The organism is Pseudomonas sp. CFSAN084952, from assembly GCF_009648855.1.
Taxonomy (GTDB): Bacteria; Pseudomonadota; Gammaproteobacteria; order Pseudomonadales; family Pseudomonadaceae; genus Aquipseudomonas; species Aquipseudomonas paracarnis.
Genome location: NZ_CP045767.1, coordinates 3,979,649 through 4,005,209 on the forward strand (window position 1 = coordinate 3,979,649; position 25,561 = coordinate 4,005,209).

At 56.9% G+C, this 25,561-nt stretch carries 20 protein-coding genes, 3 tRNA genes and 3 rRNA genes; 9 read left to right on the top strand and 17 right to left on the bottom strand.

Annotated elements, in window-relative coordinates; all coding sequences use genetic code 11:
- Positions 1-18: 18 nt before the first annotated feature.
- Entirely contained in the window at positions 19-327 is a 309-nt protein-coding gene (locus GH769_RS18040) for a hypothetical protein (RefSeq protein ID WP_020301727.1), read from the bottom strand.
- Positions 328-465: 138 nt separating this feature from the next.
- Here GH769_RS18040 and GH769_RS18045 point away from each other — a divergent pair, with 138 nt between their 5' ends.
- Positions 466-1,185, top strand: coding sequence for a 4'-phosphopantetheinyl transferase (locus GH769_RS18045; protein ID WP_032901914.1), 720 nt, complete (start codon positions 466-468; stop codon positions 1,183-1,185).
- 79 nt (positions 1,186-1,264) lie between these two features.
- On the opposite strand, the gene GH769_RS18050 is transcribed toward GH769_RS18045, so the two are convergent.
- Both GH769_RS18050 and GH769_RS18055 read right to left on the bottom strand, forming a co-directional pair.
- A complete protein-coding gene (locus tag GH769_RS18050) occupies positions 1,265-2,875 on the bottom strand; it encodes an ATP-binding protein (protein WP_020301728.1) in 1,611 nt (536 codons plus the stop codon).
- Positions 2,872-3,597, bottom strand: coding sequence for a response regulator (locus GH769_RS18055; protein WP_032901916.1), 726 nt, complete (start codon positions 3,595-3,597; stop codon positions 2,872-2,874). The genes GH769_RS18050 and GH769_RS18055 overlap by 4 nt, the downstream gene beginning before the upstream one ends.
- A gap of 860 nt (positions 3,598-4,457) precedes the next feature.
- On the opposite strand from GH769_RS18055, the gene GH769_RS18060 reads away from it, so the two are divergent.
- Positions 4,458-7,352 carry a ribonucleoside-diphosphate reductase subunit alpha gene (locus tag GH769_RS18060; RefSeq protein WP_003193565.1) on the top strand — a complete coding sequence of 965 codons (2,895 nt, stop codon included), beginning with the start codon at positions 4,458-4,460 and terminating at the stop codon, positions 7,350-7,352.
- Between the two features lie 92 nt (positions 7,353-7,444).
- Here the strand turns inward: GH769_RS18060 and GH769_RS18065 are convergent, their stop codons facing one another.
- The 7 genes from GH769_RS18065 to GH769_RS18095 form a co-directional block, all read right to left on the bottom strand.
- On the bottom strand, positions 7,445-8,542 hold the full coding sequence (locus GH769_RS18065; protein WP_178128924.1) for a hypothetical protein: 1,098 nt from the start codon (positions 8,540-8,542) through the stop codon (positions 7,445-7,447).
- Positions 8,543-8,722: 180 nt separating this feature from the next.
- Positions 8,723-10,033, bottom strand: coding sequence for a flagellar hook protein FlgE (gene flgE / locus GH769_RS18070; protein WP_032901920.1), 1,311 nt, complete (start codon positions 10,031-10,033; stop codon positions 8,723-8,725).
- A gap of 31 nt (positions 10,034-10,064) precedes the next feature.
- Positions 10,065-10,790, bottom strand: coding sequence for a flagellar hook assembly protein FlgD (gene flgD, locus GH769_RS18075; RefSeq protein WP_014719579.1), 726 nt, complete (start codon positions 10,788-10,790; stop codon positions 10,065-10,067).
- A gap of 16 nt (positions 10,791-10,806) precedes the next feature.
- Positions 10,807-11,250, bottom strand: a complete 444-nt coding sequence (flgC, locus tag GH769_RS18080; RefSeq protein ID WP_014719580.1) for a flagellar basal body rod protein FlgC — start codon at positions 11,248-11,250, stop codon at positions 10,807-10,809.
- Between the two features lie 3 nt (positions 11,251-11,253).
- Entirely contained in the window at positions 11,254-11,661 is a 408-nt protein-coding gene (gene flgB / locus GH769_RS18085) for a flagellar basal body rod protein FlgB (protein ID WP_003193573.1), read from the bottom strand.
- Positions 11,662-11,973: 312 nt separating this feature from the next.
- Positions 11,974-12,801 (bottom strand): protein-glutamate O-methyltransferase CheR, encoded by an 828-nt coding sequence (gene cheR / locus GH769_RS18090; RefSeq protein WP_014719581.1) that lies wholly within the window; start codon positions 12,799-12,801, stop codon positions 11,974-11,976.
- Between the two features lie 42 nt (positions 12,802-12,843).
- Complete coding sequence (locus GH769_RS18095; RefSeq protein ID WP_003193578.1) at positions 12,844-13,776, bottom strand: chemotaxis protein CheV; 933 nt, start codon at positions 13,774-13,776, stop codon at positions 12,844-12,846.
- Positions 13,777-13,850: 74 nt separating this feature from the next.
- On the opposite strand from GH769_RS18095, the gene flgA reads away from it, so the two are divergent.
- From flgA to GH769_RS18115, 4 genes are all read left to right on the top strand, one after another.
- Positions 13,851-14,615, top strand: coding sequence for a flagellar basal body P-ring formation chaperone FlgA (flgA, locus tag GH769_RS18100; RefSeq protein ID WP_014719582.1), 765 nt, complete (start codon positions 13,851-13,853; stop codon positions 14,613-14,615).
- A 141-nt stretch (positions 14,616-14,756) separates the two neighbouring features.
- The gene (flgM, locus tag GH769_RS18105; RefSeq protein ID WP_019817214.1) at positions 14,757-15,080 is read left to right on the top strand and encodes a flagellar biosynthesis anti-sigma factor FlgM; all 324 of its coding nucleotides are present in this window, start codon (positions 14,757-14,759) and stop codon (positions 15,078-15,080) included.
- 48 nt (positions 15,081-15,128) lie between these two features.
- Positions 15,129-15,599 carry a flagella synthesis protein FlgN gene (locus GH769_RS18110; RefSeq protein ID WP_014719584.1) on the top strand — a complete coding sequence of 157 codons (471 nt, stop codon included), beginning with the start codon at positions 15,129-15,131 and terminating at the stop codon, positions 15,597-15,599.
- 96 nt (positions 15,600-15,695) lie between these two features.
- On the top strand, positions 15,696-16,445 hold the full coding sequence (locus GH769_RS18115) for a flagellar brake protein (RefSeq protein ID WP_014719585.1): 750 nt from the start codon (positions 15,696-15,698) through the stop codon (positions 16,443-16,445).
- 60 nt (positions 16,446-16,505) lie between these two features.
- Here GH769_RS18115 and GH769_RS18120 read toward each other — a convergent pair whose 3' ends face one another.
- The 7 genes from GH769_RS18120 to GH769_RS18150 all read right to left on the bottom strand — a co-directional run bounded on the left by GH769_RS18120 (position 16,506) and on the right by GH769_RS18150 (position 24,059).
- Positions 16,506-17,879: an MFS transporter gene (locus GH769_RS18120; RefSeq protein WP_014719586.1), complete on the bottom strand. Its 1,374-nt coding sequence runs from the start codon at positions 17,877-17,879 to the stop codon at positions 16,506-16,508.
- Positions 17,880-18,213: 334 nt separating this feature from the next.
- Positions 18,214-18,329: ribosomal RNA gene (rrf, locus tag GH769_RS18125) — 5S ribosomal RNA — on the bottom strand.
- A gap of 156 nt (positions 18,330-18,485) precedes the next feature.
- Positions 18,486-21,377, bottom strand: a 23S ribosomal RNA gene (locus GH769_RS18130).
- 247 nt (positions 21,378-21,624) lie between these two features.
- Positions 21,625-21,700 (bottom strand) — tRNA-Ala (locus GH769_RS18135).
- Positions 21,701-21,730: 30 nt separating this feature from the next.
- Positions 21,731-21,807: transfer RNA gene (locus GH769_RS18140), tRNA-Ile, on the bottom strand.
- A gap of 81 nt (positions 21,808-21,888) precedes the next feature.
- Positions 21,889-23,425, bottom strand: a 16S ribosomal RNA gene (locus GH769_RS18145).
- Together the 16S, 23S and 5S rRNA genes with 2 tRNA genes alongside form the textbook arrangement of a ribosomal RNA operon.
- A 557-nt stretch (positions 23,426-23,982) precedes the next feature.
- Positions 23,983-24,059 (bottom strand) — tRNA-Arg (locus tag GH769_RS18150).
- 322 nt (positions 24,060-24,381) lie between these two features.
- Here GH769_RS18150 and GH769_RS18155 point away from each other — a divergent pair.
- The 3 genes from GH769_RS18155 (at position 24,382) to GH769_RS18160 (ending at position 25,521) form a co-directional block, all read left to right on the top strand.
- Positions 24,382-24,609, top strand: coding sequence for a hypothetical protein (locus tag GH769_RS18155; RefSeq protein ID WP_014719587.1), 228 nt, complete (start codon positions 24,382-24,384; stop codon positions 24,607-24,609).
- A gap of 11 nt (positions 24,610-24,620) precedes the next feature.
- Complete coding sequence (locus GH769_RS29175; RefSeq protein ID WP_081036838.1) at positions 24,621-24,800, top strand: PA3371 family protein; 180 nt, start codon at positions 24,621-24,623, stop codon at positions 24,798-24,800.
- Between the two features lie 394 nt (positions 24,801-25,194).
- Positions 25,195-25,521, top strand: a complete 327-nt coding sequence (locus GH769_RS18160; protein WP_003193592.1) for an Arc family DNA-binding protein — start codon at positions 25,195-25,197, stop codon at positions 25,519-25,521.
- Positions 25,522-25,561 lie beyond the last annotated feature (40 nt).

Consider the following 25,561-nt stretch of genomic DNA (forward strand, 5'->3'; position numbering starts at 1 on the left):
AAGGTTCTCCACTGCAATTCAACTAGCCGACAGGGGGATATCATAGCGGCCCTGCAGCTCTTGGGGGCGCAGTTTTATGCCATTGTAGTGGCCGGTCAGGTGCGCGTAGCCGCTGCGATAGTCGGGTTGCGCAGGGGTAGCGCCCAGGGCCTGGCCCCACGGCGCAGCCTGAGTGCCAGCGTCTTCGAAGCTGACACGATGGATCAGGTTGCTGGATTTCTTGGTTTTCTCGCTGCCAAAGGCCGCAAAGGTGCCATCGGACGCCTGCACGCCGGCAGTGGCGCCAAGCATGGTCAAGGCCAACATCAGCTTTTTGATCGCAGTCATGGTGGTTACCTCATACGCGTTTGGGCTGTGGGGTCCAGACTACGCAGGCGCCCCTGAACTCCCCCTGAACAGGCTCTGAACCGCAGCTGAACCGCACCGGGCTATCCACTGGCCCGCCAACTCGGCAAAATACCGCGCATGACGCCCCTACCCGCTTGCTGCACCCCACTTGATGATCATTGGCCGTTGCCGGTTTCTTTGCCGGGCACGGTGTTTTTGAGCACGCGATTCGACCCGGCTTTATTGAGCCCGGGCGATTTCCAGCGCTGCGATGTGCCACCGCCGGCTAGCATCCAGCGCTCGGTCGCCAAGCGCCAGGCGGAATTTCTCGCCGGGCGCCTGTGCGCGCGCGAAGCGCTGCAACGACTCGATCATCTGCGCTGCGTCCCGGCCATCGGCGAAGACCGCGCCCCGGTCTGGCCAGGGCATATCAGTGGCTCCATCACCCACAGCACCGGGCACGCTGCGGCGATTGTCGGGCACAAGGCGCAATGGCGCGGGCTGGGCATGGACCTGGAGCATCTGCTGTCACTGGAGCGGGCCGAACGCCTGGCCGGGGAAATCCTGACGGCCGATGAATTACAGCGCATGGCCACCCTGCCCCGTGAGCAACTCGCCTTGCTGGTGACGCTGACGTTTTCGGTCAAGGAAAGCCTGTTCAAGGCGCTCTATCCGATCGTGCACAAGCGCTTTTATTTCGAGCATGCCGAGGTGCTGGAGTGGTCAGCGGCTGGGAGGGTGCGGTTGCGGTTGCTGACCGATCTTTCGCAAGAGTGGGGCCCTGGCAAAGAGCTGGAAGGGCAGTTTGTGGTGCAAGGGGAGCAGTTGTTGAGCCTGGTGGCTATCAGCGCCTGGTAGACCACCATCGCGGGCACGCCCGGCTCCCATATTGGGAATGCATTCGCCTGTGGGAACTGGCTTGCCTGCGACAGCGGTGTCAGGGCTTATCCTGATCCCTGGGCCAGCTCAGGCTGAAGCACGCCCCGCCCAGGTTGTTGCTCTTGCTGATCAACGCCCGCCCGCCGTGCCAATAGATAATCCGCCGCACGATCGACAAACCCAGGCCATGCCCGCCAGAGGCGCGGGTACGGCTGTCATCCAGGCGCAGGAACGGCGTGAAGATCCGCTCCCAGGCGCTTTCCGGCACGCCGGGGCCGTCGTCTTCCACATCGATGCGGCAGCGTACCTGCCCCACCTGATAACTGATCAACACTTGGCCTTTGGCGTGGCGCATGGCATTGCTCACCAGGTTTTGCAGGGCGCGGTGCAGGTAGCGCGGTTCAGCGTCGACCCAGGCGTCATCCCAATGCGCCGATGACAGGCAAATACCCCGGGTGACGGTGACCTGGGGGCGCAATGGCGATAATTCGCCAATCACCTGGTCGAGCAATGCATCAAGGTCCACGCGCTGGAAATTCAGTTCCGGCGCACCCTGTTCCAAGCGGGCATAAGTGAGCATCTCATCCACCAGGCCATCAAGGTCCTGGATATCGCCATCCATACCCTCCAGGTACTTGCGCCGCGCTTCGGGCGTGGCGGCGTCACCGATCATCTCCAGGCCAAAACGCAGGCGCGCGACCGGAGTGCGCAGCTCGTGGGAGACCGCCCGCACCAGCTCACGCTGAATCGCCAGCAATTGCTGCAGGTGCTCGGCCATGCCATTGAAAGCTGCCGCCAGCCGCCCGACCGAGTCTGCACCGCGAGCGGGTACGCGCACTTCCAGGTTGCCCTTGGCGATACGCGTAGCCGCCGCCTCCAGGCCTTTGAGCCGGCGCTCAAGTTGACGCACCAGCAAATAGACGATCAAGCCGATCAAAGTCAGGCCGATCAAGGTGATCAGGATCAGCCATTGCGCCGGGTACGGATTCATCTGGTACAGCGGGCCGATCTCCAGTACCCACGGGGTGCCGACCATGCCGGCAAACACGCGAATCGAATCGCCGCCCTTGCCCAGCGCCATCACCGTATCGCCCTCCGCCACGCGGCGACGCTGGTCCTCGTCCATGTCGGCCTGGTCAAGGGCCGTCAAGTGCATTTCAAAACCAAAACCCTTGGCGTGCTTGATGTCGGCCAGGCGCTGGGGCTGTTCGGCCACCGGGAAGCGCACCAGTTCGTCGGCCAGCAGGTAAATGGTTGCGCGGGCCAATTGCTCGCTGATCTGCTGCACTTCGCCGGTAAGCACCAATTGCTCTTGCTCGCTGACCAACCGCAGCACCCGCGCCGCATGAGGCCCGGTCTGTTCCACCAGGACCTGGCCGCGTTGCAGGCGGTTGCGCTGGCCAAGGTCCAATTGCGCATCGGTGAACGTGCGCAGTTCCAGCGGAATACCGAGCAAACGCTCCCACACCGCCAAGGCGCGCTGTCGTTCAATGGCGCTCATGGGCTGCAGGTTATCGCCCATCAACGCAAAAGTGCCGTGGGCCAGGCGCTCACGGTACTGGCCGCTGCGCACGTCATTAAGCAGGTGCAGTGCCAGGGCGCCGAGCAACGCCACCAGGATCAGCGCCGCGCACATGCCGCCGTAGATGCGCAGGAAGATCGAGTTCACAGCGGCATATCGGCAGCAGCTTCGGGGACGAACAGGTAGCCTTTGCTGCGAATGGTCTTGATCAGGCGTGGGTGGATCGGATCGTCGCCGATCTTTGGCCGAATGCGCGAGATACGCACATCAATGGAGCGATCCTGGCCGTCATAACCAATACCGCGCAGAGCTATGAAGATTTCTTCGCGGGACAGAATGCGTCCGGCGTTTGCAACCAGCAGCCACAACAGGTCGAATTCAGCGCTGGTCAGTTCGATGCTGCCCTCATGCAACCAGGCTTCGCGCAAGGCATTGTCCACCACCAACGGACCAAACTGGAGGCGGCGCTGGTTTTCCACTGCAACGGGCAACACCGGTTCGCTGCGGCGCAGCAGCGCCTGGATACGTGCCAGCAACAAACGCGGGCGCACGGGCTTGCACACATAGTCGTCGGCGCCCATGTCCAAGCCCTGCACCTGGTCCATGTCGTCGGTGCGCGCGGTGAGCATCAGGATCACGCCGTCATAACGCTCGCGCACCTTGCGGCAGATGCTCAGGCCGTCTTCGCCGGGCAGCATCAGGTCGAGGATCACCAGGTCGGGCTGTTCGGCGACGATGCGCGCCGTGGCCTTGGCACCATCGCTTTCCACCGACACACGCAGGCCGTTGCTTTCCAGGTACTCACGGGTCAACTCGGCGAGTCGCTCGTCGTCCTCGACGATCAGTATCTGCCAGGCTTCTTGCTCCATGCATTGTCCTCGTTTTTATAAGAAGTTCTTCTGGCCGACACAATCGAATGTGAAATACGGTCGGTGTGGAGCTGGCTTGCCTGCGATGAGGGTGGGTCAGCGCGCCTGTTGGTGGCCGATACACCGCCATCGCAGGCAAGCCAGCTCCCACCTATTGATCTTCCGCAGGCATAGCCTGTTTGTCATGTTTTGAAGGCATAACAAAGGCCGATTGTAGCCATGCAACGGCCCTTGAACACAAGCCGCGAAATCCATTCGGTCATGGCGATTTTTTGTGGTAGGGTTCGCGCCCTCAAAATTCCCGCCGGCAGTTTCTAGCCGGGAATATTCGGTGACAAACGGTGTAATCCAGTAGTAATGCGGCCTACACGGGTGTTCCATGATTCATACACATTTTACCCACAGCGTTATCCACAGGTAGTGCGTTGCTAAGCCCCCGAAAACGCATTATCTTGTACCTCGGCGCTAAAAAAACCCTACATGTAGGGTTTTCAGCGAAAAGACCAAACACAGATCAGACAAGAAACTCAAGCGCTTTCTTGCTCGTGCTTGGTTGAACCAACGCATTTTTTGAAAGCCCAAACCGCGCACGCGGATGGCAACCGTTTTCCAGCCCGATTGGCAGAAAACGGTACGGGTGTTGCAGGGCTTGAATGGGGCCACTGTCACCCACCAGGAATACGGCTAAGGGCTCCCCGGCCCCAAACCAAAGACTTCGGCATGGAAGCGGCGCGATGAGCTCCCTTCCTCCTGTCCCGAAGTTGTTATGCCAGGCCCAGGCCTGCTGTAAGTGCTTCAGGACGGAACGGTGGGCACCGTGATGGTGCCCAAATAAATATAGAATGTGGAGACACCCCCTCATGCAAACCGACACAACTCGCGAGAACCCGCAGGGCTCCGTGCCGCAGGCCGCTGATTCGAATCTGGATCTGTCCGCCACTGCACCTGGCCAACTGCGTGTGATCAAGCGTAACGGCACTGTCGTTCCTTATACCGATGACAAAATCACCGTCGCCATCACCAAAGCGTTTCTTGCAGTTGAAGGCGGCACCGCTGCCGCTTCGTCGCGCATCCACGACACCGTTGCCCGTCTGACCGAACAGGTCACCGCGACCTTCAAACGTCGCATGCCATCGGGCGGCACTATCCACATCGAAGAAATCCAGGACCAGGTCGAACTGGCCCTGATGCGTGCCGGCGAGCAGAAAGTGGCCCGCGACTACGTGATCTACCGTGATTCGCGCGCCAAGGAACGTGCCGTACGTTCCCCGGCCGAAGAAGCCGCCGTACAAGCGCACCCGTCGATCCGCATCACCCTGGCCGACGGCAGCTTCGCACCGCTGGACCTGGGCCGCCTGAACACCATCATCACCGAGGCCTGCGAAGGCCTGGAAGAAGTCGACGGTGACCTGATCCAGCGCGAAACCCTGAAGAACCTGTACGACGGCGTCGCCCTGACCGACGTCAACACCGCCCTGGTGATGACCGCCCGTACCCTGGTCGAGCGTGAGCCGAACTACTCGTTCGTGACCGCGCGCCTGTTGATGGACACCCTGCGTGCCGAAGGCCTGGGCTTCCTGAAAGTCGCCGACAGCGCCACTCACCACGAGATGGCCGACCTGTACGCCAAGGCCCTGCCGGCCTATATCGCCAAAGGTATCGAATTCGAATTGCTGAACCCGATCCTGGCCACCTTCGACCTGGAAAAACTCGGCAAGGCAATCAACCACGAGCGCGATCAGCAGTTCACCTACCTGGGCCTGCAAACCCTGTACGACCGTTACTTCATCCACAAGGACGGCATCCGCTTCGAACTGCCGCAAGTGTTCTTCATGCGCGTGGCCATGGGCCTGGCGATCGAAGAGAAGAACAAGGAAGACCGCGCGATCGAGTTCTACAACCTGCTGTCGTCCTTCGACTACATGTCGTCGACTCCGACCCTGTTCAACGCCGGTACCCTGCGTCCCCAGCTGTCGAGCTGCTACCTGACCACCGTGCCGGATGACCTGTCGGGCATCTACCACGCGATCCACGACAACGCCATGTTGTCCAAATTCGCCGGTGGCCTGGGCAACGACTGGACACCGGTGCGCGCACTGGGTTCGTACATCAAGGGCACCAACGGCAAGTCCCAGGGCGTCGTACCGTTCCTGAAAGTGGTGAACGACACCGCCGTCGCCGTGAACCAGGGTGGCAAGCGCAAAGGCGCTGTATGTGCCTACCTGGAAACCTGGCACATGGACATTGAAGAGTTCATCGAGCTGCGCAAGAACACCGGTGATGACCGTCGTCGTACCCACGACATGAACACCGCCAACTGGATCCCTGACCTGTTCATGAAGCGCGTCTTCGATGACGGCAAGTGGACCCTGTTCTCGCCATCCGAAGTGCCGGACCTGCACGACCTGACCGGCAAGGCCTTCGAAGAGCGCTACGAGTACTACGAAGCCCTCACCGAGTACCCAGGCAAGGTCAAGCTGTTCAAGACCATCCAGGCCAAAGACCTGTGGCGCAAAATGCTGTCCATGCTGTTCGAAACCGGCCACCCATGGTTGACCTTCAAAGACCCATGCAACCTGCGCAGCCCGCAGCAGCACGTGGGCGTGGTGCACAGCTCGAACCTGTGCACCGAGATCACCTTGAACACCAACAAGGACGAGATCGCCGTTTGCAACCTGGGCTCGATCAACCTGCCGAACCACATCGTCAACGGCAAGCTGGACACCGTAAAGCTTGCACGCACCGTCAACACCGCCGTACGCATGCTCGATAACGTGATCGACATCAACTACTACTCGGTGCCACAGGCGCAGAACTCCAACTTCAAGCACCGTCCGGTTGGCTTGGGCATCATGGGCTTCCAGGACGCCTTGTACCTGCAGCACATCCCTTACGGTTCCGACGCTGCGGTCGAATTCGCCGACAAGTCCATGGAAGCGGTCAGCTACTACGCGATCCAGGCTTCCTGCGACCTGGCCGACGAGCGCGGCGCCTACGAGACGTTCCAGGGTTCGCTGTGGTCCAAGGGCATCCTGCCGCTGGATTCGCAACAGATCCTGATCGAAGCCCGTGGCCAGAAGTACATCGACGTCGACCTGAACGAAACCCTGGACTGGGCGCCGGTACGTGCCCGTGTGCAGAAAGGTATTCGTAACTCCAACATCATGGCCATCGCACCGACCGCCACCATCGCCAACATCACTGGCGTGTCGCAGTCGATCGAACCGACCTACCAGAACCTGTATGTGAAATCGAACCTGTCGGGCGAATTCACCGTGATCAACCCGTACCTGGTTCGCGACCTGAAGGCCCGTGGCCTGTGGGACTCGGTCATGATCAACGACCTGAAGTACTACGACGGTTCCGTGCAGCAGATCGAACGCATCCCGCAAGAACTCAAAGAGCTCTACGCGACCGCTTTCGAAGTGGACACCAAGTGGATCGTTGACGCCGCCAGCCGTCGTCAGAAGTGGATCGACCAGGCCCAGTCCCTGAACCTGTACATCGCCGGCGCCTCGGGCAAGAAGCTGGACGTGACCTACCGCATGGCGTGGTACCGTGGCCTGAAAACCACTTACTATCTCCGTGCCCTGGCTGCGACCAGCACCGAGAAGTCGACCATCAACACCGGCAAGCTGAACGCAGTGTCCAGCGGCAACCACGGTGATGACTCGGTACTCGCAGCACCCGCCGGCCCAGCACCGGTGCCAAAAGCCTGCGCGATTGACGAGCCGGATTGCGAAGCTTGCCAATAAGCTGAGCCAGTCCAGGGATATTGTCCCCCTGGATTGAAAAAGCCCGATAGACCCCGACTGCATAGGGTTTATCGGGCTTTTTGCTGACTGCCTTAGAGAAACGCGTACGCAATACCCTGCTTTGGCGCGCCACCTCGGCGCCCCCACAACTCCACGCGCCCGTCGATGACCACCATCGAATGGCGATCGTAGGCCACGACGCCGAGCTTGCCGCTCGCCAGCTCACTGCTTGAGGACTGCCTGTAAAGCCCTTTCAAACCCAGACGATCCAATGCTTCGCGGGGCATTTCGCCGTTATTCAAACTTTGCATCGCATGGGCGAAGCTTCTTTTTGATTGGCTAGGGTTGTCGTCCAAGCCATTCCCTTCCATCTGTGCCCGCTTGGCGCTCGCTGCAAACATGAAGTTGGCATCGGTCAGCATGCCCGGATTGTCACCCTTGAACTGCGCATACCTGGCCGCCTGCTTTAATTCATCCTTGGATAGATTAAGTTCGAAGCCGTCGCGCATCTTCACGTGATAACCGTCTGCCGTCTCTTTTACCTCCTTGAACACGTCAGTGGGTTTCTGACCAAACTTCATCATTGCGCCCTTTATCGCTGAAACCGTGACGCAATTGCCATCGGGGCCCTGGCTGAATCCACTCCAGATGTTGTCCGGTTTTTTTCCTGGGTTACTTTGATCAGGCTTGTAGTTGAAGTGCTTGGAGCCTTCCGTAATCGGCAGATTACTCATGGGCTCGCTGGGCCCAAAATCACCGGGGCTTGGCCTGCCACCACCGCCCCCACCGCCACCACCTGGCGACGGGCCAGGAGAAGGCGGCGAAGGTGTGGGTGATGTATCGTCCGTTTCCGGAAACCAGTCTTTCATCAGGCGCCGCAGCATCTCCAGCCAGGAGACGTCTGCCTTCTCCATCAACTCCTGCATGATCTCCTTGAACTTTTCATCACCCAGTTCTTCGCGCTTCTCGTTCAACTTGTCACGAAGGTCCTGGACGGTTTGGCTCTTGGATGTTTTCTCGGCATCTCTCAACTCATTGAGCAGTTGCCTCACTGATTCAGCATCAGAGGACTTGCCTCCCCCGGGTTCATCCGACTGACTTTTGCGTCTGTATAGACCGGCGCTGTAGTTATTCAGAACAAACCAATGGCTGCCTGCTGGCATCCCTTCCCACTGCTTGTAGATCGCCATGCCGCTCTCCCGATGGTCCATGGGCGACATGCGCCCGTGTCCCGTGCGTGGCGCAAGGGGCGTTGGGCGTTCCAGCAGCAAGGCGAGATGAAACAGGCGGTAAACTAGCAACGCGCGCGCACAAAAAAGCCCCTCGATTGAGGGGCCTTTTTGTGTGCAGGTATTTTTTGAGCAGGGGTATCAGGTCATCTGAATGATGGTCTGCATGATGGTGCTTTGGGTGGAGATGGTCTTGGCGTTCGCCTGGTAGTTGCTCTGGGCCTTGATCAGGTCCACCAGTTCGTTGGTCAGGTTGACGTTGGAGTTCTCCAGGGAGTTGGCCACGATCGAACCCAGGGTGCCGGCTTGCGGGTTGTCATAACCCGGCTGGCCCGAGGCGAAGGTCTCTTTCCAGGTGGTCGCACCGGCTGGCTGCAGGCCCTGCTCGTTGTTGAAGCTGGCCAGGGAGATCTGGCCGATGGCCTTGCTCTGCTGGTTGCTGAAGGTGGCGAACAGGACGCCGCTGCCGTCGATTTTCAGGCCGGTGATCTGGCCGGTGGCATAGCCGTCGGTGACCGGAGGGTTACGGTAGGTAGCCGAGTTGTACTGGGTAATGTTGGCCATGTTGATGGCGATGCCGCCCGGGTTGGCATCCGCACCGTTAGCCTTCCACACGCCGTCAGTCACCTTGCCTGGAACCCACCCGGCAACGGTCAGGGTCTTGTCGGACACACCATTGGTGACGACAGTAGTCAGATTGCCAGCGCCATCGAAGGTCAATGTCGACGGCACGGGTGGCGTCGAAGGGGTGCCAGTCGGGGCCGAACCATCAGGGTTGCGACCGTCAATCAGGGTATAGGCATTCCACTTGTTGCCGTCGGTTTTCACCAGGTACTGCACCATCGGGTGCGCGTTCCCCTGAGAGTCGTACAAGGTGGTGCTGTATTGGGTGGTGAAGGTCTCGGTCTTGGTCGGGTCAAACGGCTTGGCCGCCTGGTCAATCACCGGCTCCGAGGAATTCAGGTTACTGGTGGAGTCGACCTTGGTGGATGCCTTGGGCGGCAGATTCGCCAGGTTCAGTTGCAGATCGACCAAGCCGCCCTTGCTGATCTTGCCATTATCGTCCGCGGCATATCCTTGCAGGCGCGAAGTGCCGGTGTTGTTGGTGATGTAGCCGTCCTTGTCCGCACGGAACGCACCACTACGGGTGTACTCCAGCGAACCGTCGCTGCCCTTCTGCACGAAGAAGCCACCGCCCTGGATCGCCATGTCGAGGATGCCGCCGCTACCGTTGACATCGCCCTGGGTGAACTGCTGGGACACCGCCGCCAGGTTCACACCGTTGCCGATGCTGTTCTGGCCGGTGCCCAGCTTGGAAGCCGCGTAGATATCGGCGAATTCCGCACGGGATGACTTGAAGCCAGTGGTCGCGACGTTGGCGATATTGTTGCCGGTCACGTCCAGTTGTTTGTTGGCCGCATAGAGGCCGCTAAGGCCGATATTAAAAGACATGTTTCTCTCCTTCTGCCGTATTTAGCCGGCTCTATGTACCGATAGTCTGAATTTGCGACAGCTTGACGCTGCCCATGCCGCCTGCAAGGTTGAGCAGCATTTCGCCGCCAGTCTTGCTCAGGGTCACACTGGTGACCGTGGCGGGCAGCGAAGTGGCCAAGGCCACTGCGTCGCCTTTGTCGTTCTTGGTGGTGGCGTTGAAGGTGTAGGTGCCAGCTGGGGCGACCTCGCCCTTGTCGTTCTTGCCGTCCCAGATAAAGCTTTGGGTGCCGGCACTCTGGGCGCCCATGTCAACGGTGCGCACCACATTGCCGTCTTTGTCGGTGATCTTGACGGAGACATTGCCCACCGCCGAGGTCACTGCCACCGAACCGGTCATGCTCTTGCTGGTATCCACCATGGCCTTGTCGGTCTGGATGATGATTGAGCGCCCCACCAGCGACGAAGCCTGCAGCGCCTGCGAGGAGCTGAAGTTGCTGGAGATGTTGTTCACCGAGTCATTCAGGGTGTTGATGCCTTCCAGGCTGCTGAACTGGGCAAGCTGCGCGACGAACGCGCCGTTGTCCTGAGGCGACAGCGGGTTCTGGTTTTTCAGTTGAGTGACGAGCAGTTGCAGGAACGCATCCTTGCCCAGCGACTGGTTGCCCGTCGCCGTCTTGGAAGCGTCACTGACGCTGCTGTTATTCGTCGCGGTCTTGACCTTGGAATTGAAAAGGTCCTGAACCGCCGTGTTGTTAGACGTATCAACGATGGCCATTATTTGGCGCCCCTTATCACTGACCCAGGGTCAGAACCTTCTGCATCATGGTTTTGGCGGTGTTCATCATTTCCGCGTTGGTCTGGAACGAGCGACTGGCGGAGATCATGTCAGCCATTTCCTCGACCACGTTGACGTTGGGGTAGTAGACGTAACCCTTTTCGTTCGCGGCCGGATGGTTGGGCTCGTAACGGGCCTCCAGGTTGCTCTGGTCTTCGACCACGCCCAACACCTGCACGCCTGAGCCGGCGGCGTCCTGGTTCTGGAACAACGAATCGCTGCCGTTTGCCTGACCACCCTGGAACATGGTGGCAAACACCGGATGGCGGGCGCGATACGTCTGGTCAATGCTCGACGAGACGGTCTCGGCGTTGGCGATGTTACTGGCGACGGTGTTCAAACGCGTGGTCTGCGCGCTCATGCCACTGCCGGCAATATTGAAAACACTGGACAGAGACATGGCTTACTCTCCACGCAGGGCTGACATCAGCCCTTTGAATTTGCTGTTGAGCAGGGTGAAGCTGGCCTGGAAGTTCACCGAGTTTTCGGCGTAGTTCGATTGCTCCAGCTGGGCGTCGACGGTGTTCTGGTCGATCGACGGCTGCATCGGCGTGCGATACAGCAGCGACTCGTCACCCTTGCTCAGGCCTTGCGCTTCGATATGACGGCTGTTGGTCATGTTCAAGGCGAAGGTGCCGTTCTTGGTCTTGTCCTGCTGTGCGGCGAGCACGGCGGAGAAGTCCAGGTCCCGAGCCTTGTAGTTCGGGGTGTCGGCGTTGGCAATATTGTTGGCCAGGACTTCGGCACGCTGGGCGCGGAAGCCCAGGGCTTGTTCGTGGATACCGAGCGCTTTATCGAAGCTGATGCTCATGGCGGAAACCTTTAGGCTGACCTGCTGTTCGTTAGCAGGGTTATAGCAAGGTGCATGCCAATCTTGCGGGAGCCCCTATATCAAGGGTTTGGAGGGGAGTCGACGGCGGCTATGCCAGAAAAGCGGCAAGCGATTTCCGCGTAGCGCCATTAAAGCGGCAATGGGCAGTTGCCGCTTTACGCCAGCTTGCCGAGAAAAAAATGTGGGAGCTGGCTTGCCTGCGATGGCGGAGTACCTGCCGACCAATTCATCGACTGACACAACGCCATCGCGGGCAAGCCCGGCTCCCACAGTTTTATTGCATACCCCAGGCTACTTGGCCTGGTAGATGATCCCCGGGCTGCATTGCACCATCTGGAAGTGATCCGGCAGCCCATTGAGCGCCTCGGAAGCACCGAGGAACAGATAACCTCCGCGCTTGAGCGTGCCGTGGATGCGCAACAGGATGTCCTTCTTCACTTCAGCCGAGAAATAGATCAGCACGTTGCGGCAGAACACCATGTCGAACTTGCCCAGGCTGGCGTAGCTGTCGAGCAAGTTGAACGAGCGAAATTCGACGCGGTTCTTGATCGGCGCCTTGATCGCCCAACGCCCCGCCCCTTTGGGGTCGAAGTAGCGTTGCAGGCGTTCCTGGGACAAACCTCGGCCCAGGGCCAGGCTGTCGTACTCACCGGTCTTGCAGTTGGTGAGCATGGTGCCGGACAGGTCCGTGGCCACAATTTGCGCGCCGGCTTTCAACTGGCCCATGTTGGTCCGCTCGAACTCATCGATGGACATCGAGATCGAGTACGGCTCCTGCCCCGAAGAACAGGCCGCCGACCAGATACGCAGGCGCTGGCCCGGGCTGGCCTTGATGGCTTCGGGCAACACTTTGTTCTTGAGCACTTCAAAGGGATAGGTATCGCGAAACCATAAGGTTTCGTTGGTGGTCATGGCATCGACCACCATTTCCTTGAGCCCACTGCGCGGCTGCCCCTGGATCCGCTGGACCAACTCACCCAGGGACTTGATGCCCTGCTGTTCCATCAGCTTGTTGAGACGGCTGGATACCAGGTACTGCTTGTTTTCACCGAGCAATATGCCACAGGCTTTTTCCAGGAAGACCCGGAACTGTTCGAAATCCAAATTACCCGTAGACAATGATGCCGCCTCTTAAATCGTGTGACCGCCGGGGGACATCCCCTAGCCGTGATCTGCTGCCTTGATCCGGTCGACTACCCGGGATGCGAGGTCATCAGGACGGAATTTGGCCAGAAAGTCATCCGCACCGACCTTCTTGACCATTGCCTGATTGAATACCCCCGACAACGAAGTATGCAGGATGATATGCAATTTTTGCATGCGTGGATCGTTACGTATCTCGGCCGTGAGCGTGTAGCCATCCATTTCCGGCATCTCGATGTCAGAGATCATCATCAAGAATTCTTCTTCGGGCTTCTTGCCTTCGTCCGCCAGCTTGCGCAGGTAATCCAGGGCTTGGCGCCCGTCATTTAGGGCCACCACCTCCACCCCGACGGTTTGCAGGCAACGCGTGACCTGCTTGCGCGCCACGGAAGAGTCGTCCACGGTCAACACGCGCAGCGAAACCGCCTTGTGTGCCGTTTCGGCATCCACCACCCCGACGGAGATGGTTTCCGAGGTGGGGGCCACTTCGGCGAGGATCTTCTCCACGTCGATGATTTCCACCAACTGGTTATCGACCCGCGTCACCGCCGTCAGGTAGTGATCGCGCCCCGTGCCCTTGGGCGGCGGATGGATCTCTTCCCAGTTCATATTGACGATGCGCTCCACCGAGCGCACCAGGAAACCCTGGGTCTTGGTGTTGTACTCGGTGATGATCACGAAAGGGTTCTGGCGGTCTTGCAAACCCGCTGCCCCCGTGGCCATGGCCAGGTCAAGAATCGGAATGGTCGCGCCCCGGATGTTGGCCACGCCACACACCACCGGACTGGACTTGGGCATGATCGTCAACTTGGGACATTGCAGCACTTCACGCACTTTAAACACGTTGATGCCATACAACTGATTGCCATCCAGGCGGAAAAGCAACAACTCCAGGCGATTCTGCCCTACCAGCTGTGTGCGCTGGTTTACTGAATCCATTACACCTGCCATGCCCAGACTCCTAAATCCTAGGGGTACGACGCGTACCCAACACTAAACGGCACGAGCTTTGCTATTTACTGAGTATGGATATTAAAACGACAGTTTCCCGACACCCTGGCCGCTCACGCTACCGCAGACTGCTCTGCGCCGCGATGGCGCTGCTTGTCTCGGGCCTGGGCGTCACGGCCCGCGCCGACAACGTTACCCTGCCTGATCTACTTATCGGCGTCACCCAAGGCTTTCTTGAGTTCACTGTAGAAGATTATCTGGCGACCACCCAGACGCCGGGGCGTTATGAAATTCAGGTCAACCAGTTGGACCCACGTTTGCGCATGCCAATGTGCGACAAGGAATTGACAGCCACCCTGGAAAGCCCCGCCCAGCCTATCGGCCGTGTGACCGTGAAGGTGCGCTGTGAGGGCGCCTCGCCCTGGACGGTATTTGTGCCGGCGCAGGTCAAGCTGTTTCGCGACGTAGTGGTAGTGGCGCGGCCATTGAAGCGCACCGGCATCATCGGCTACGACGATGTGGCGCTGCGCGAGAGGGACATCAGCTTGATCAACCAGGGCTACCTGACGTCACTGGACCAGGCCGTCGGGCAAAAACTCACCCGCCCCGTGGTCACTGACCAAGTCCTCACACTGGTTCATCTGGAACAGGCGGAGGTGATTCGCAAGGGTGACCAAGTGGTGATTTCCGCCAGCAGTGGCGGCCTGAACGTCAGGATGCCGGGCGAGGCGTTGTCCAACGGCGGCATGAGCGAACAGATCCGTGTCAAGAACCTCAACTCCAATCGCGTGATCAAGGCGCGGGTCACGGCGCCAGGCCAAGTCGAGGTGGCGCTATAGATGACTGGAATCAAATGCCAGCTTTTCCTACACTGTGTGCTGGATATTGAGCCGAACAGGTTTATTGTCAATCGAGCCTAAAGTTTGCCCGGGTATGGCCGAAAACATGGCAAGCGTCCAAATACCCAGAGGTTTTTCAACATGGTCATTGATTTCAGTCGTTTGAATAACACCCCGGCCTTGCCCGGCAATACGCGCACCGGCGGTGCCAAGGACAGCGTAGAAGCCAAGCCGCAGCCCTTGCCTGCCAAAGCAGAGCAGGCCGCCGCCAGCCAGAGTGGGGAATCGGTACACCTGAGCAATGAGGCTCAACAGTTGCAAAAGGTCACTGACTCGCTGCGCGATCAACCCGTCGTCAATAAAGCCCGCGTGGCCGAGTTGAAACAGGCTATCGCCGATGGCAGCTATAAAGTCGACAGCAACCGTGTAGCCAGCAAGCTGCTCAACTTCGAAGCCGAGCGCTAGGCAAAGGCCTGCGCAGGGCTTTTGGACGCTTAAAACCCAAGGCCAGCCATGCACCACGACGAACATTTGCTCCAACTGATCATTGATGATCTGGCGCCGACGCAACAATTGCTCGAGCTGCTCAAGGAAGAATCCCTGGCCTTGTACGGCCGGGATATGCCCTTGCTGGAAGAAATCCTGGCGCGCAAACAGTCGCTGATTGTCTTGCTCGAACAGCACGGAAAGAAGCGCAGCGAGATTCTGATCAGCCTGGGCCTGCCTGCCGACCACGATGGCCTGGCACAACTGGCCAGCCACTCTTCAGTCGGCGATCAACTGCTGGCACAGAGCAAAGAACTCAATCATTTGCTCGCACAGTGCCAGGAAGCCAACCTGCTCAACGGTCAGTCGATCCAGCTTCAGCAAGCCACGACCGCCAATCAGCTGCGCATACTGCACGGCGGAGAGCCTCCGGCCCTGTATAACGCCCAAGGCTCCACCTCACGCCTGGTCAAGCCAAGCACCCGCAGCCAAGCCTGACACCGGTTTACAGCGCGACCTATCCAAGGCGCGCTACATACTGGCAAAATGCCGGTTCTTGCGTGTAGTCGTATTTTGCCTGGAGATGGAAGAACCGTGTTCAACGCCCTTAATGCGGAAGATGCACCGCAGCCACCCAAGGTGCTCACCACGCCTCTGGAAATCGCCAGCACGTTGCGGATGCTGCAAGAAAGCCATGACCCGCTGATCATCACTTTCCACGAACGCAGCCAGCGGTTCCAGAGCTACCTGGTGGACATTGACCGCGACAGCAAGACGCTGGTACTGGACGAAATGATTCCCCGTGACGGTGAACGCTATCTTGAGAATGGCGAAGCCTTCCGTATCGAAGGTTTCCATGAGGGCGTGCGGGTTGCCTGGGAAAGCAACGGCACCTTGACCATCAGCGAAAAAGGCGGCCACCGCATCTATAGCGGCAGCCTGCCCGGCGAAGTGGTTTACCATCAACGACGCAATGCCTTCCGCGCCGCACTCAAGCTTGCGCAGCTGGTGGACATTCAGTTGGGTGGCGAGAAGCTCAAGGCACCTATCAGCGGTAAGCTGCTGGACATCTCGGCAACCGGCTGCAAATTGCGCTTTGAAGGCGATATCTCCGAACGTCTGCAGTTGGGCCAGGTCTATGATCGCTTTATTGCTGCCCTGCCCTTCGGCAGCATGACCACTTCCGTGGAACTGCGCTACCTGCACTTCGAAGACAAGATCAACACCACCTTTGCCGGCGTGCGCTTTCACAACATGAGTGGTTTGGTGCAGCGACAAGTGGAACGCTTTGTCTACCAATTGCAGCGAGAAGCTCGGCGCTTCGATAAAGACGACGATCTTTAAGCGTTAGACGCTGAGATAAAAAAACGGGCAGATCCTGATGGGATCTGCCCGTTTTTTCGTTCAGGGGCGCGCCCTGCTTAAGTCATGGGGATGTTCGTCCGGGTCTGGTGGCTCGTGCGGTTCTTCGCTCGTTGGCTCCTCGGTATCAGGGACGGGCTCTGGGTCAGGAACAGTGACTTGCATCTGCTCCTGCACCACCTGCTCATCCACCCGTGGGTCAAGGGCAGCCACCAAAGGCGAACTGGACATGCTGTCGGGCATCGCCACGTGATGCAGTGGTGCGTCGTCGACCTGATGCAGGTTGGTTACCGCCTTGGGTCGAATGCGCCACACCAGGATCAGCGCACACAGGCTGAAAAACGCGTAGAGCATCTGGCTGCCGAATAGCTTCATCACCACACCGGCCAACAGCGGCCCCACGCTGGCGCCGATCCCGTAAGTAACGAGCAACATGGCCGTCAGTGACACCCGGCGATCGCCTTCCACATGGTCGTTGGAAAAGGCCACCGCCAAGGGGTAAAGGCAGAACTGCACCAGCGAACAGAAGAAGCCCGCCACGAACAACACCTCCAGCGGTACCTGCGTCATGATGGCCAACGGTAAGGCCGTTATCGCCAGGCACAAGGCAAAGCAGCGAATCAGCAGCGCGCGGTCATAGCGGTCCGACAACCAGCCCAGTGGCCACTGCACGACCAATCCAGCAAAAATGCAGCTACCCATGAACAAGCCGACTTGCTCAGTCGTCAGGCCCTGCTGAGAGGCGTAGAGCGGCGCCAAGCCGTAGAACGAACCGACGATCAACCCAGCGCCCAACACGGTGCTGAGCGATTGCGGCACGCGCTTGATAAAGAAGCGCGGCTCCATCGGAGCCGGGTGCAGTGGGGCCGGGTGAATGCGTCGGGTCATCGCCACAGGGACCAGGCACAGCGCAAAGCACAGCGCTACGAGCATCAACAGTTCAAGCCCGAGATGGGGGTGCATGACCAGGATCAATTGGCCCAGCACCAACCCAAGGTAGGACGCAATCATGTAGCCGCTGAACACTACGCCGCGCTGCTTGGCGTCTGCCTGCTCATTGAGCCAACTCTCGATGACCATGTACTGGCACATCATCCCCAGGCCCACGATCATCCGCAGCACAATCCAGGCTGGCAGCCAATCAATCAAACCGTGACCCAGCACTGCTGCGCCGACGATCCCGGCGCAGGTAGCGTAGGCACGAATATGCCCGACCCGGGCAATCAAGCGGTGCCCGAGCTTGCCGCCCAGCACCAAGCCAAAATAGTTGGCAGCCATCAGCGCACCCACCCACAGGCTGTCGACGTTGTCTGCTGCCAGACGCAAAGCCAGATAAGTACTAAGCAGGCCGGAGCCGATCAGCATCATCAAAGAGGCGAAATAAAGGGCTCGAAAAGATTTCCAGATCTGGCGCATCGGCGTTCCGAGCGGCTCCTTGCGGTGAGGGGTAGGGCTATCAGCATGATAGTCCGGGGCGGTTGAGTCCGGACAGACGGTAGGGTCTGTTTCCGGGGATTATTTTGTTTCACAGCTCAGACGATACGTGGGTGTCTGTGAGGTACATAACCGTGGAGATAAATACACGGCGCACCACCTGTGAACCTTGATAACACGCAAGGTTCGACTGGTAATGGGGTATCTGTACAAAAGGCGTCAATGGAACGCTGTGCAGGCTTTGGAAGTTGGCGTTCTTTTCGAGCGCCCAAAACAAAACCCCAACTGCTTTCGCAATTGGGGTTTCGGAATTTAATCTTGACGATGACCTACTCTCACATGGGGAAACCCCACACTACCATCGGCGATGCATCGTTTCACTGCTGAGTTCGGGATGGGATCAGGTGGTTCCAATGCTCTATGGTCGTCAAGAAATTCGGGTACTGAGTCGTGGCCAGTTGGCCTCGCTTCAGCAAATTGGGTATGTGATAGTTTTCGGTGTTTTGTGAGCGTCGAACTTTCGGTTCATTGCGTCTTCACACACCGCAATCTGGTCTCTCTCGAGTTCGCAAATTGCTTGGGTGTTATATGGTCAAGCCTCACGGGCAATTAGTATTGGTTAGCTCAACGCCTCACAGCGCTTACACACCCAACCTATCAACGTCGTAGTCTTCGACGGCCCTTCAGGGAACTCAAGGTTCCAGTGAGATCTCATCTTGAGGCTAGTTTCCCGCTTAGATGCTTTCAGCGGTTATCTATTCCGAACATAGCTACCCGGCAATGCCACTGGCGTGACAACCGGAACACCAGAGGTTCGTCCACTCCGGTCCTCTCGTACTAGGAGCAGCCCCTCTCAAATCTCAAACGTCCACGGCAGATAGGGACCGAACTGTCTCACGACGTTCTAAACCCAGCTCGCGTACCACTTTAAATGGCGAACAGCCATACCCTTGGGACCGGCTTCAGCCCCAGGATGTGATGAGCCGACATCGAGGTGCCAAACACCGCCGTCGATATGAACTCTTGGGCGGTATCAGCCTGTTATCCCCGGAGTACCTTTTATCCGTTGAGCGATGGCCCTTCCATACAGAACCACCGGATCACTAAGACCTACTTTCGTACCTGCTCGACGTGTCTGTCTCGCAGTCAAGCGCGCTTTTGCCTTTATACTCTACGACCGATTTCCGACCGGTCTGAGCGCACCTTCGTACTCCTCCGTTACTCTTTAGGAGGAGACCGCCCCAGTCAAACTACCCACCATACACTGTCCTCGATCCGGATAACGGACCTGAGTTAGAACCTCAAAGTTGCCAGGGTGGTATTTCAAGGATGGCTCCACGCAGACTGGCGTCCACGCTTCAAAGCCTCCCACCTATCCTACACAAGCAAATTCAAAGTCCAGTGCAAAGCTATAGTAAAGGTTCACGGGGTCTTTCCGTCTAGCCGCGGATACACTGCATCTTCACAGCGATTTCAATTTCACTGAGTCTCGGGTGGAGACAGCGCCGCCATCGTTACGCCATTCGTGCAGGTCGGAACTTACCCGACAAGGAATTTCGCTACCTTAGGACCGTTATAGTTACGGCCGCCGTTTACCGGGGCTTCGATCAAGAGCTTCGCGTTAGCTAACCCCATCAATTAACCTTCCGGCACCGGGCAGGCGTCACACCCTATACGTCCACTTTCGTGTTTGCAGAGTGCTGTGTTTTTAATAAACAGTCGCAGCGGCCTGGTATCTTCGACCGGCATGAGCTTACGGAGCAAGTCCTTCACCCTCACCGGCGCACCTTCTCCCGAAGTTACGGTGCCATTTTGCCTAGTTCCTTCACCCGAGTTCTCTCAAGCGCCTTGGTATTCTCTACCCAACCACCTGTGTCGGTTTGGGGTACGGTTCCTGGTTACCTGAAGCTTAGAAGCTTTTCTTGGAAGCATGGCATCAACCACTTCGTTACCTAAAAGGTAACTCGTCATCAGCTCTCGGCCTTAGAATCCCGGATTTACCTAAGATTCCAGCCTACCACCTTAAACTTGGACAACCAACGCCAAGCTGGCCTAGCCTTCTCCGTCCCTCCATCGCAATAACCAGAAGTACAGGAATATTAACCTGTTTTCCATCGACTACGCTTTTCAGCCTCGCCTTAGGGACCGACTAACCCTGCGTCGATTAACGTTGCGCAGGAAACCTTGGTCTTTCGGCGTGGGTGTTTTTCACACCCATTATCGTTACTCATGTCAGCATTCGCACTTCTGATACCTCCAGCAAGCTTCTCAACTCACCTTCACAGGCTTACAGAACGCTCCTCTACCGCATCACTTACGTGATACCCGTAGCTTCGGTGTATGGTTTGAGCCCCGTTACATCTTCCGCGCAGGCCGACTCGACTAGTGAGCTATTACGCTTTCTTTAAAGGGTGGCTGCTTCTAAGCCAACCTCCTAGCTGTCTAAGCCTTCCCACATCGTTTCCCACTTAACCATAACTTTGGGACCTTAGCTGACGGTCTGGGTTGTTTCCCTTTTCACGACGGACGTTAGCACCCGCCGTGTGTCTCCCATGCTCGGCACTTGTAGGTATTCGGAGTTTGCATCGGTTTGGTAAGTCGGGATGACCCCCTAGCCGAAACAGTGCTCTACCCCCTACAGTGATACATGAGGCGCTACCTAAATAGCTTTCGAGGAGAACCAGCTATCTCCGAGCTTGATTAGCCTTTCACTCCGATCCACAGGTCATCCGCTAACTTTTCAACGGTAGTCGGTTCGGTCCTCCAGTTAGTGTTACCCAACCTTCAACCTGCCCATGGATAGATCGCCCGGTTTCGGGTCTATTCCCAGCGACTAGACGCCCTATTAAGACTCGCTTTCGCTACGCCTCCCCTATTCGGTTAAGCTCGCCACTGAAAATAAGTCGCTGACCCATTATACAAAAGGTACGCAGTCACCCAACAAAGTGGGCTCCCACTGCTTGTACGCATACGGTTTCAGGATCTATTTCACTCCCCTCTCCGGGGTTCTTTTCGCCTTTCCCTCACGGTACTAGTTCACTATCGGTCAGTCAGTAGTATTTAGCCTTGGAGGATGGTCCCCCCATATTCAGACAAAGTTTCTCGTGCTCCGTCCTACTCGATTTCATGACTAAGAGATTTTCGCGTACAGGGCTATCACCCACTATGGCCGCACTTTCCAGAGCGTTCCGCTAATCTCAAAGCCACTTAAGGGCTAGTCCCCGTTCGCTCGCCACTACTAAGGGAATCTCGGTTGATTTCTTTTCCTCAGGGTACTTAGATGTTTCAGTTCCCCTGGTTCGCCTCTTGCACCTATGTATTCAGTACAAGATAACCATCTTATGATGGCTGGGTTCCCCCATTCAGACATCTCCGGATCAAAGTCTGTTTGCCGACTCCCCGAAGCTTTTCGCAGGCTACCACGTCTTTCATCGCCTCTGACTGCCAAGGCATCCACCGTATGCGCTTCTTCACTTGACCATATAACCCCAAGCAATCTGGTTATACTGTGAAGACGACATTCGCCGAAAATTCGAATTTCTCAATTAAGAGAACTCACAAATTTTACCTTAGCCTGATCCGTTACCAGTGAAAGTAACGTTCAGTCTATCTTTCTATCACATACCCAAATTTTTAAAGAACGAACTAGTCAAAGACTAGAAATCAACATTCACCATCACAACGATGGAATGCTCATTTCTAAGCTTTATACAAACAGAAGCAGTAGTGGTGGAGCCAAACGGGATCGAACCGTTGACCTCCTGCGTGCAAGGCAGGCGCTCTCCCAGCTGAGCTATGGCCCCGTATTTCTACAGGCGTTTCCCACACAAAATTGGTGGGTCTGGGCAGATTCGAACTGCCGACCTCACCCTTATCAGGGGTGCGCTCTAACCAACTGAGCTACAGACCCAATTTCGGGCTGCTTCTTTCGTCTTCTTCAATGAATCAAGCAATTCGTGTGGGAACTTATGGAGCAGCTGATGTCGTCGATTAAGGAGGTGATCCAGCCGCAGGTTCCCCTACGGCTACCTTGTTACGACTTCACCCCAGTCATGAATCACACCGTGGTAACCGTCCTCCCGAAGGTTAGACTAGCTACTTCTGGTGCAACCCACTCCCATGGTGTGACGGGCGGTGTGTACAAGGCCCGGGAACGTATTCACCGCGACATTCTGATTCGCGATTACTAGCGATTCCGACTTCACGCAGTCGAGTTGCAGACTGCGATCCGGACTACGATCGGTTTTATGGGATTAGCTCCACCTCGCGGCTTGGCAACCCTCTGTACCGACCATTGTAGCACGTGTGTAGCCCAGGCCGTAAGGGCCATGATGACTTGACGTCATCCCCACCTTCCTCCGGTTTGTCACCGGCAGTCTCCTTAGAGTGCCCACCATAACGTGCTGGTAACTAAGGACAAGGGTTGCGCTCGTTACGGGACTTAACCCAACATCTCACGACACGAGCTGACGACAGCCATGCAGCACCTGTCTCAATGTTCCCGAAGGCACCAATCTATCTCTAGAAAGTTCATTGGATGTCAAGGCCTGGTAAGGTTCTTCGCGTTGCTTCGAATTAAACCACATGCTCCACCGCTTGTGCGGGCCCCCGTCAATTCATTTGAGTTTTAACCTTGCGGCCGTACTCCCCAGGCGGTCAACTTAATGCGTTAGCTGCGCCACTAAAAGCTCAAGGCTTCCAACGGCTAGTTGACATCGTTTACGGCGTGGACTACCAGGGTATCTAATCCTGTTTGCTCCCCACGCTTTCGCACCTCAGTGTCAGTATTAGTCCAGGTGGTCGCCTTCGCCACTGGTGTTCCTTCCTATATCTACGCATTTCACCGCTACACAGGAAATTCCACCACCCTCTACCATACTCTAGTCAGTCAGTTTTGAATGCAGTTCCCAGGTTGAGCCCGGGGATTTCACATCCAACTTAACAAACCACCTACGCGCGCTTTACGCCCAGTAATTCCGATTAACGCTTGCACCCTCTGTATTACCGCGGCTGCTGGCACAGAGTTAGCCGGTGCTTATTCTGTCGGTAACGTCAAAATTGCAGAGTATTAATCTACAACCCTTCCTCCCAACTTAAAGTGCTTTACAATCCGAAGACCTTCTTCACACACGCGGCATGGCTGGATCAGGCTTTCGCCCATTGTCCAATATTCCCCACTGCTGCCTCCCGTAGGAGTCTGGACCGTGTCTCAGTTCCAGTGTGACTGATCATCCTCTCAGACCAGTTACGGATCGTCGCCTTGGTGAGCCATTACCTCACCAACTAGCTAATCCGACCTAGGCTCATCTGATAGCGCAAGGCCCGAAGGTCCCCTGCTTTCTCCCGTAGGACGTATGCGGTATTAGCGTCCGTTTCCGAACGTTATCCCCCACTACCAGGCAGATTCCTAGGCATTACTCACCCGTCCGCCGCTCTCAAGAGAAGCAAGCTTCTCTCTACCGCTCGACTTGCATGTGTTAGGCCTGCCGCCAGCGTTCAATCTGAGCCATGATCAAACTCTTCAGTTCAAACATCTTTGGGTTTTTAAGAAACCCTAAACTTGGCTCAGCAATCGTTGGTTACATCTTTGATTTCTCGCGGAGTAACTTGTGATGCTGATAATCTTGTTGACTATCAGTCTGACTCCACAAGCACCCACACGAATTGCTTGATTCAGTTGTTAAAGAGCGGTTGGTTAAGATCTTTCGTCTCAACCGAGGCGCGCATTCTACAGCAGCCTCATTTGCTGTCAAGTGGTTATTTTCAGAAGATTTCTTCAACAACTTCAACCACTTGCGCTTGCGATCTCTCGTAAGCGGGAGGCGAATTCTACAGGGATCGCCATGAACGTCAACCCCCTTATCTTAAAAAAAGCGAAACACTTACTCGCCTATAAAAACCAGGGTGCCCCACCGCCTCTTCTATATAGAAGGAGCGCACAACCTAGGGACGTGAATTATTCCCACCCACACAAATGCATCTGGATCTCAACCGAAAGAAGCGCGGCTGGATCCCGCACAGGCGAGGAACGAGGATGACTGTTGTTGAGACCGACGAATACCAGGAGGGGAAAGCTTTACAGAGATGGTGTCCCAGGGCCGGTTCGAACGGCCAACCTTCCCCTTAGGAGGGGGATGCTCTATCCAATTGAGCTACTGGGACAAATGCCACGCTTACCCTGAAGGGCTAGCGACAGACGGCGTGCATCTTAACGGCCGAGGCTGGTTTTGTCATGTCGTCCGTTGGCATTTTGACTGTAGGCCAATCCTTGCGCGTACGTTCATAGCCTCATTCAGCATGCCAAGACTTTCACCCTCATCGTGCAAATTGCACTACGCCAATATGCCATCATTGCAAACTGCAACCCAGCGGCCTCAAAAAACAATCTTAACTCCTTGTTTTTATTGGAATAATAGATTGGCACGACATCTGCAAAGTCATAAACACAAAACCAATCGTTCCAGGCACCGTGGAGACTATGATGATGAACAGCGCCCTTCTACTAGCACTGAACGCTGTGGCACTGGCTACGGTGGTGACGTTTCATTTTCAGCCGACCAGTACTGAAGACGGCGCGCAAATCAGCCAAGCCATTCCCCACCATCTGCAACAACGACCTCAGTTGGCACTGATGACTGCAAACCCCCAGTCTCCCATCCGCCTGACCCAAGATACACAATCAGCGCCAGCGGCCGAGCATTGGGTTTTCTGAGAACACTATTCATGTCGAAATCTGCCTGGTTGTTTCTGTGCTTGACGCTCCTATCTGTTGCGCTAGGCCTGGGACCTACATCACAACAAACTCAAACCCTAGCCTTCGTCGCCAGCGCCGTGCTGGGCAGCCTACTGGTACTGACGCTAATCAAGGGTCGCCGAATCAAATTCGATCCGCTCCTGCGCTAACCCCCTTCCCCATCTCCCTCCCCTACCTTATGTCGCCTGACACTCGTAAATAGGCGAACAGCTACTAACCTTAAGCTTGAGGGCAAAAGGCCATATCGCTATAGGACGGGCGCCCTTCAACCCGGATGCCGTGCAGGCTTGGGCGAAGATTGACGAGCTTCGCTGCAGTCGCAGGATTTTTTCTAACCAGTCCGCAAAAACGTAAATCAGTACTGGCATAAAGCCTGTAGGCGGTTCAATATTTGTCACAGAATTGACGCCAATGAAATGTCAAATCTGAGGCATGATGCGGCCTCTTTGCAATTCGGGTTGAACTTTGGTCGTGAGCCTTGTCTTAACACTCATCTTGCGGCCAATTCCAGAAACCGCTCCCCTGAACTAACCGGTTAAATATATGCGCCCATTGAAACAGGCAATTTATTCCAGCCGTACGGCTGACAAATTCGTCGTACGTCTGCCAGACGGAATGCGGGAACGCATTGCCGAGGTGGCTCGCAATCATCACCGCAGCATGAACTCCGAAATCATCGCACGCCTGGAACAAAGCCTTATTCAGGAAGGTGCCTTGGGTGAAGAGTTGAGCATGCGCCTGGACAGCCCCGAGCTGTCACTGCACGAACGCGAACTGCTGCAGCGTTTTCGTCAGCTCTCCCACCGCCAGCAAAATGCTCTCGTCTCGCTTATCGCGCATGACGTGGAGGCGGCCGCAGAAGCCAATTGATTGACACCTGAAAGCTGAAGCCAGCCATGTGCTGGCTTTT

Coding starts and splice junctions, on each gene's coding strand:
- flgM (WP_019817214.1), top strand. CDS start 14,757: ATGGTCATTGATTTCAGTCGTTTGAATAACACCCCGGCCTTGCCCGGC.
- GH769_RS18110 (WP_014719584.1), top strand. CDS start 15,129: ATGCACCACGACGAACATTTGCTCCAACTGATCATTGATGATCTGGCG.
- GH769_RS29175 (WP_081036838.1), top strand. CDS start 24,621: ATGTCGAAATCTGCCTGGTTGTTTCTGTGCTTGACGCTCCTATCTGTT.
- flgD (WP_014719579.1), bottom strand. CDS start 10,790: ATGGCCATCGTTGATACGTCTAACAACACGGCGGTTCAGGACCTTTTC.
- flgC (WP_014719580.1), bottom strand. CDS start 11,250: ATGTCTCTGTCCAGTGTTTTCAATATTGCCGGCAGTGGCATGAGCGCG.
- GH769_RS18055 (WP_032901916.1), bottom strand. CDS start 3,597: ATGGAGCAAGAAGCCTGGCAGATACTGATCGTCGAGGACGACGAGCGA.
- GH769_RS18095 (WP_003193578.1), bottom strand. CDS start 13,776: ATGGCAGGTGTAATGGATTCAGTAAACCAGCGCACACAGCTGGTAGGG.
- flgE (WP_032901920.1), bottom strand. CDS start 10,033: ATGTCTTTTAATATCGGCCTTAGCGGCCTCTATGCGGCCAACAAACAA.
- flgA (WP_014719582.1), top strand. CDS start 13,851: ATGGATATTAAAACGACAGTTTCCCGACACCCTGGCCGCTCACGCTAC.
- GH769_RS18040 (WP_020301727.1), bottom strand. CDS start 327: ATGACTGCGATCAAAAAGCTGATGTTGGCCTTGACCATGCTTGGCGCC.
- GH769_RS18120 (WP_014719586.1), bottom strand. CDS start 17,879: ATGCGCCAGATCTGGAAATCTTTTCGAGCCCTTTATTTCGCCTCTTTG.
- flgB (WP_003193573.1), bottom strand. CDS start 11,661: ATGAGCATCAGCTTCGATAAAGCGCTCGGTATCCACGAACAAGCCCTG.
- GH769_RS18045 (WP_032901914.1), top strand. CDS start 466: ATGACGCCCCTACCCGCTTGCTGCACCCCACTTGATGATCATTGGCCG.
- GH769_RS18060 (WP_003193565.1), top strand. CDS start 4,458: ATGCAAACCGACACAACTCGCGAGAACCCGCAGGGCTCCGTGCCGCAG.
- GH769_RS18155 (WP_014719587.1), top strand. CDS start 24,382: ATGAACAGCGCCCTTCTACTAGCACTGAACGCTGTGGCACTGGCTACG.
- GH769_RS18065 (WP_178128924.1), bottom strand. CDS start 8,542: ATGGCGATCTACAAGCAGTGGGAAGGGATGCCAGCAGGCAGCCATTGG.
- GH769_RS18160 (WP_003193592.1), top strand. CDS start 25,195: ATGCGCCCATTGAAACAGGCAATTTATTCCAGCCGTACGGCTGACAAA.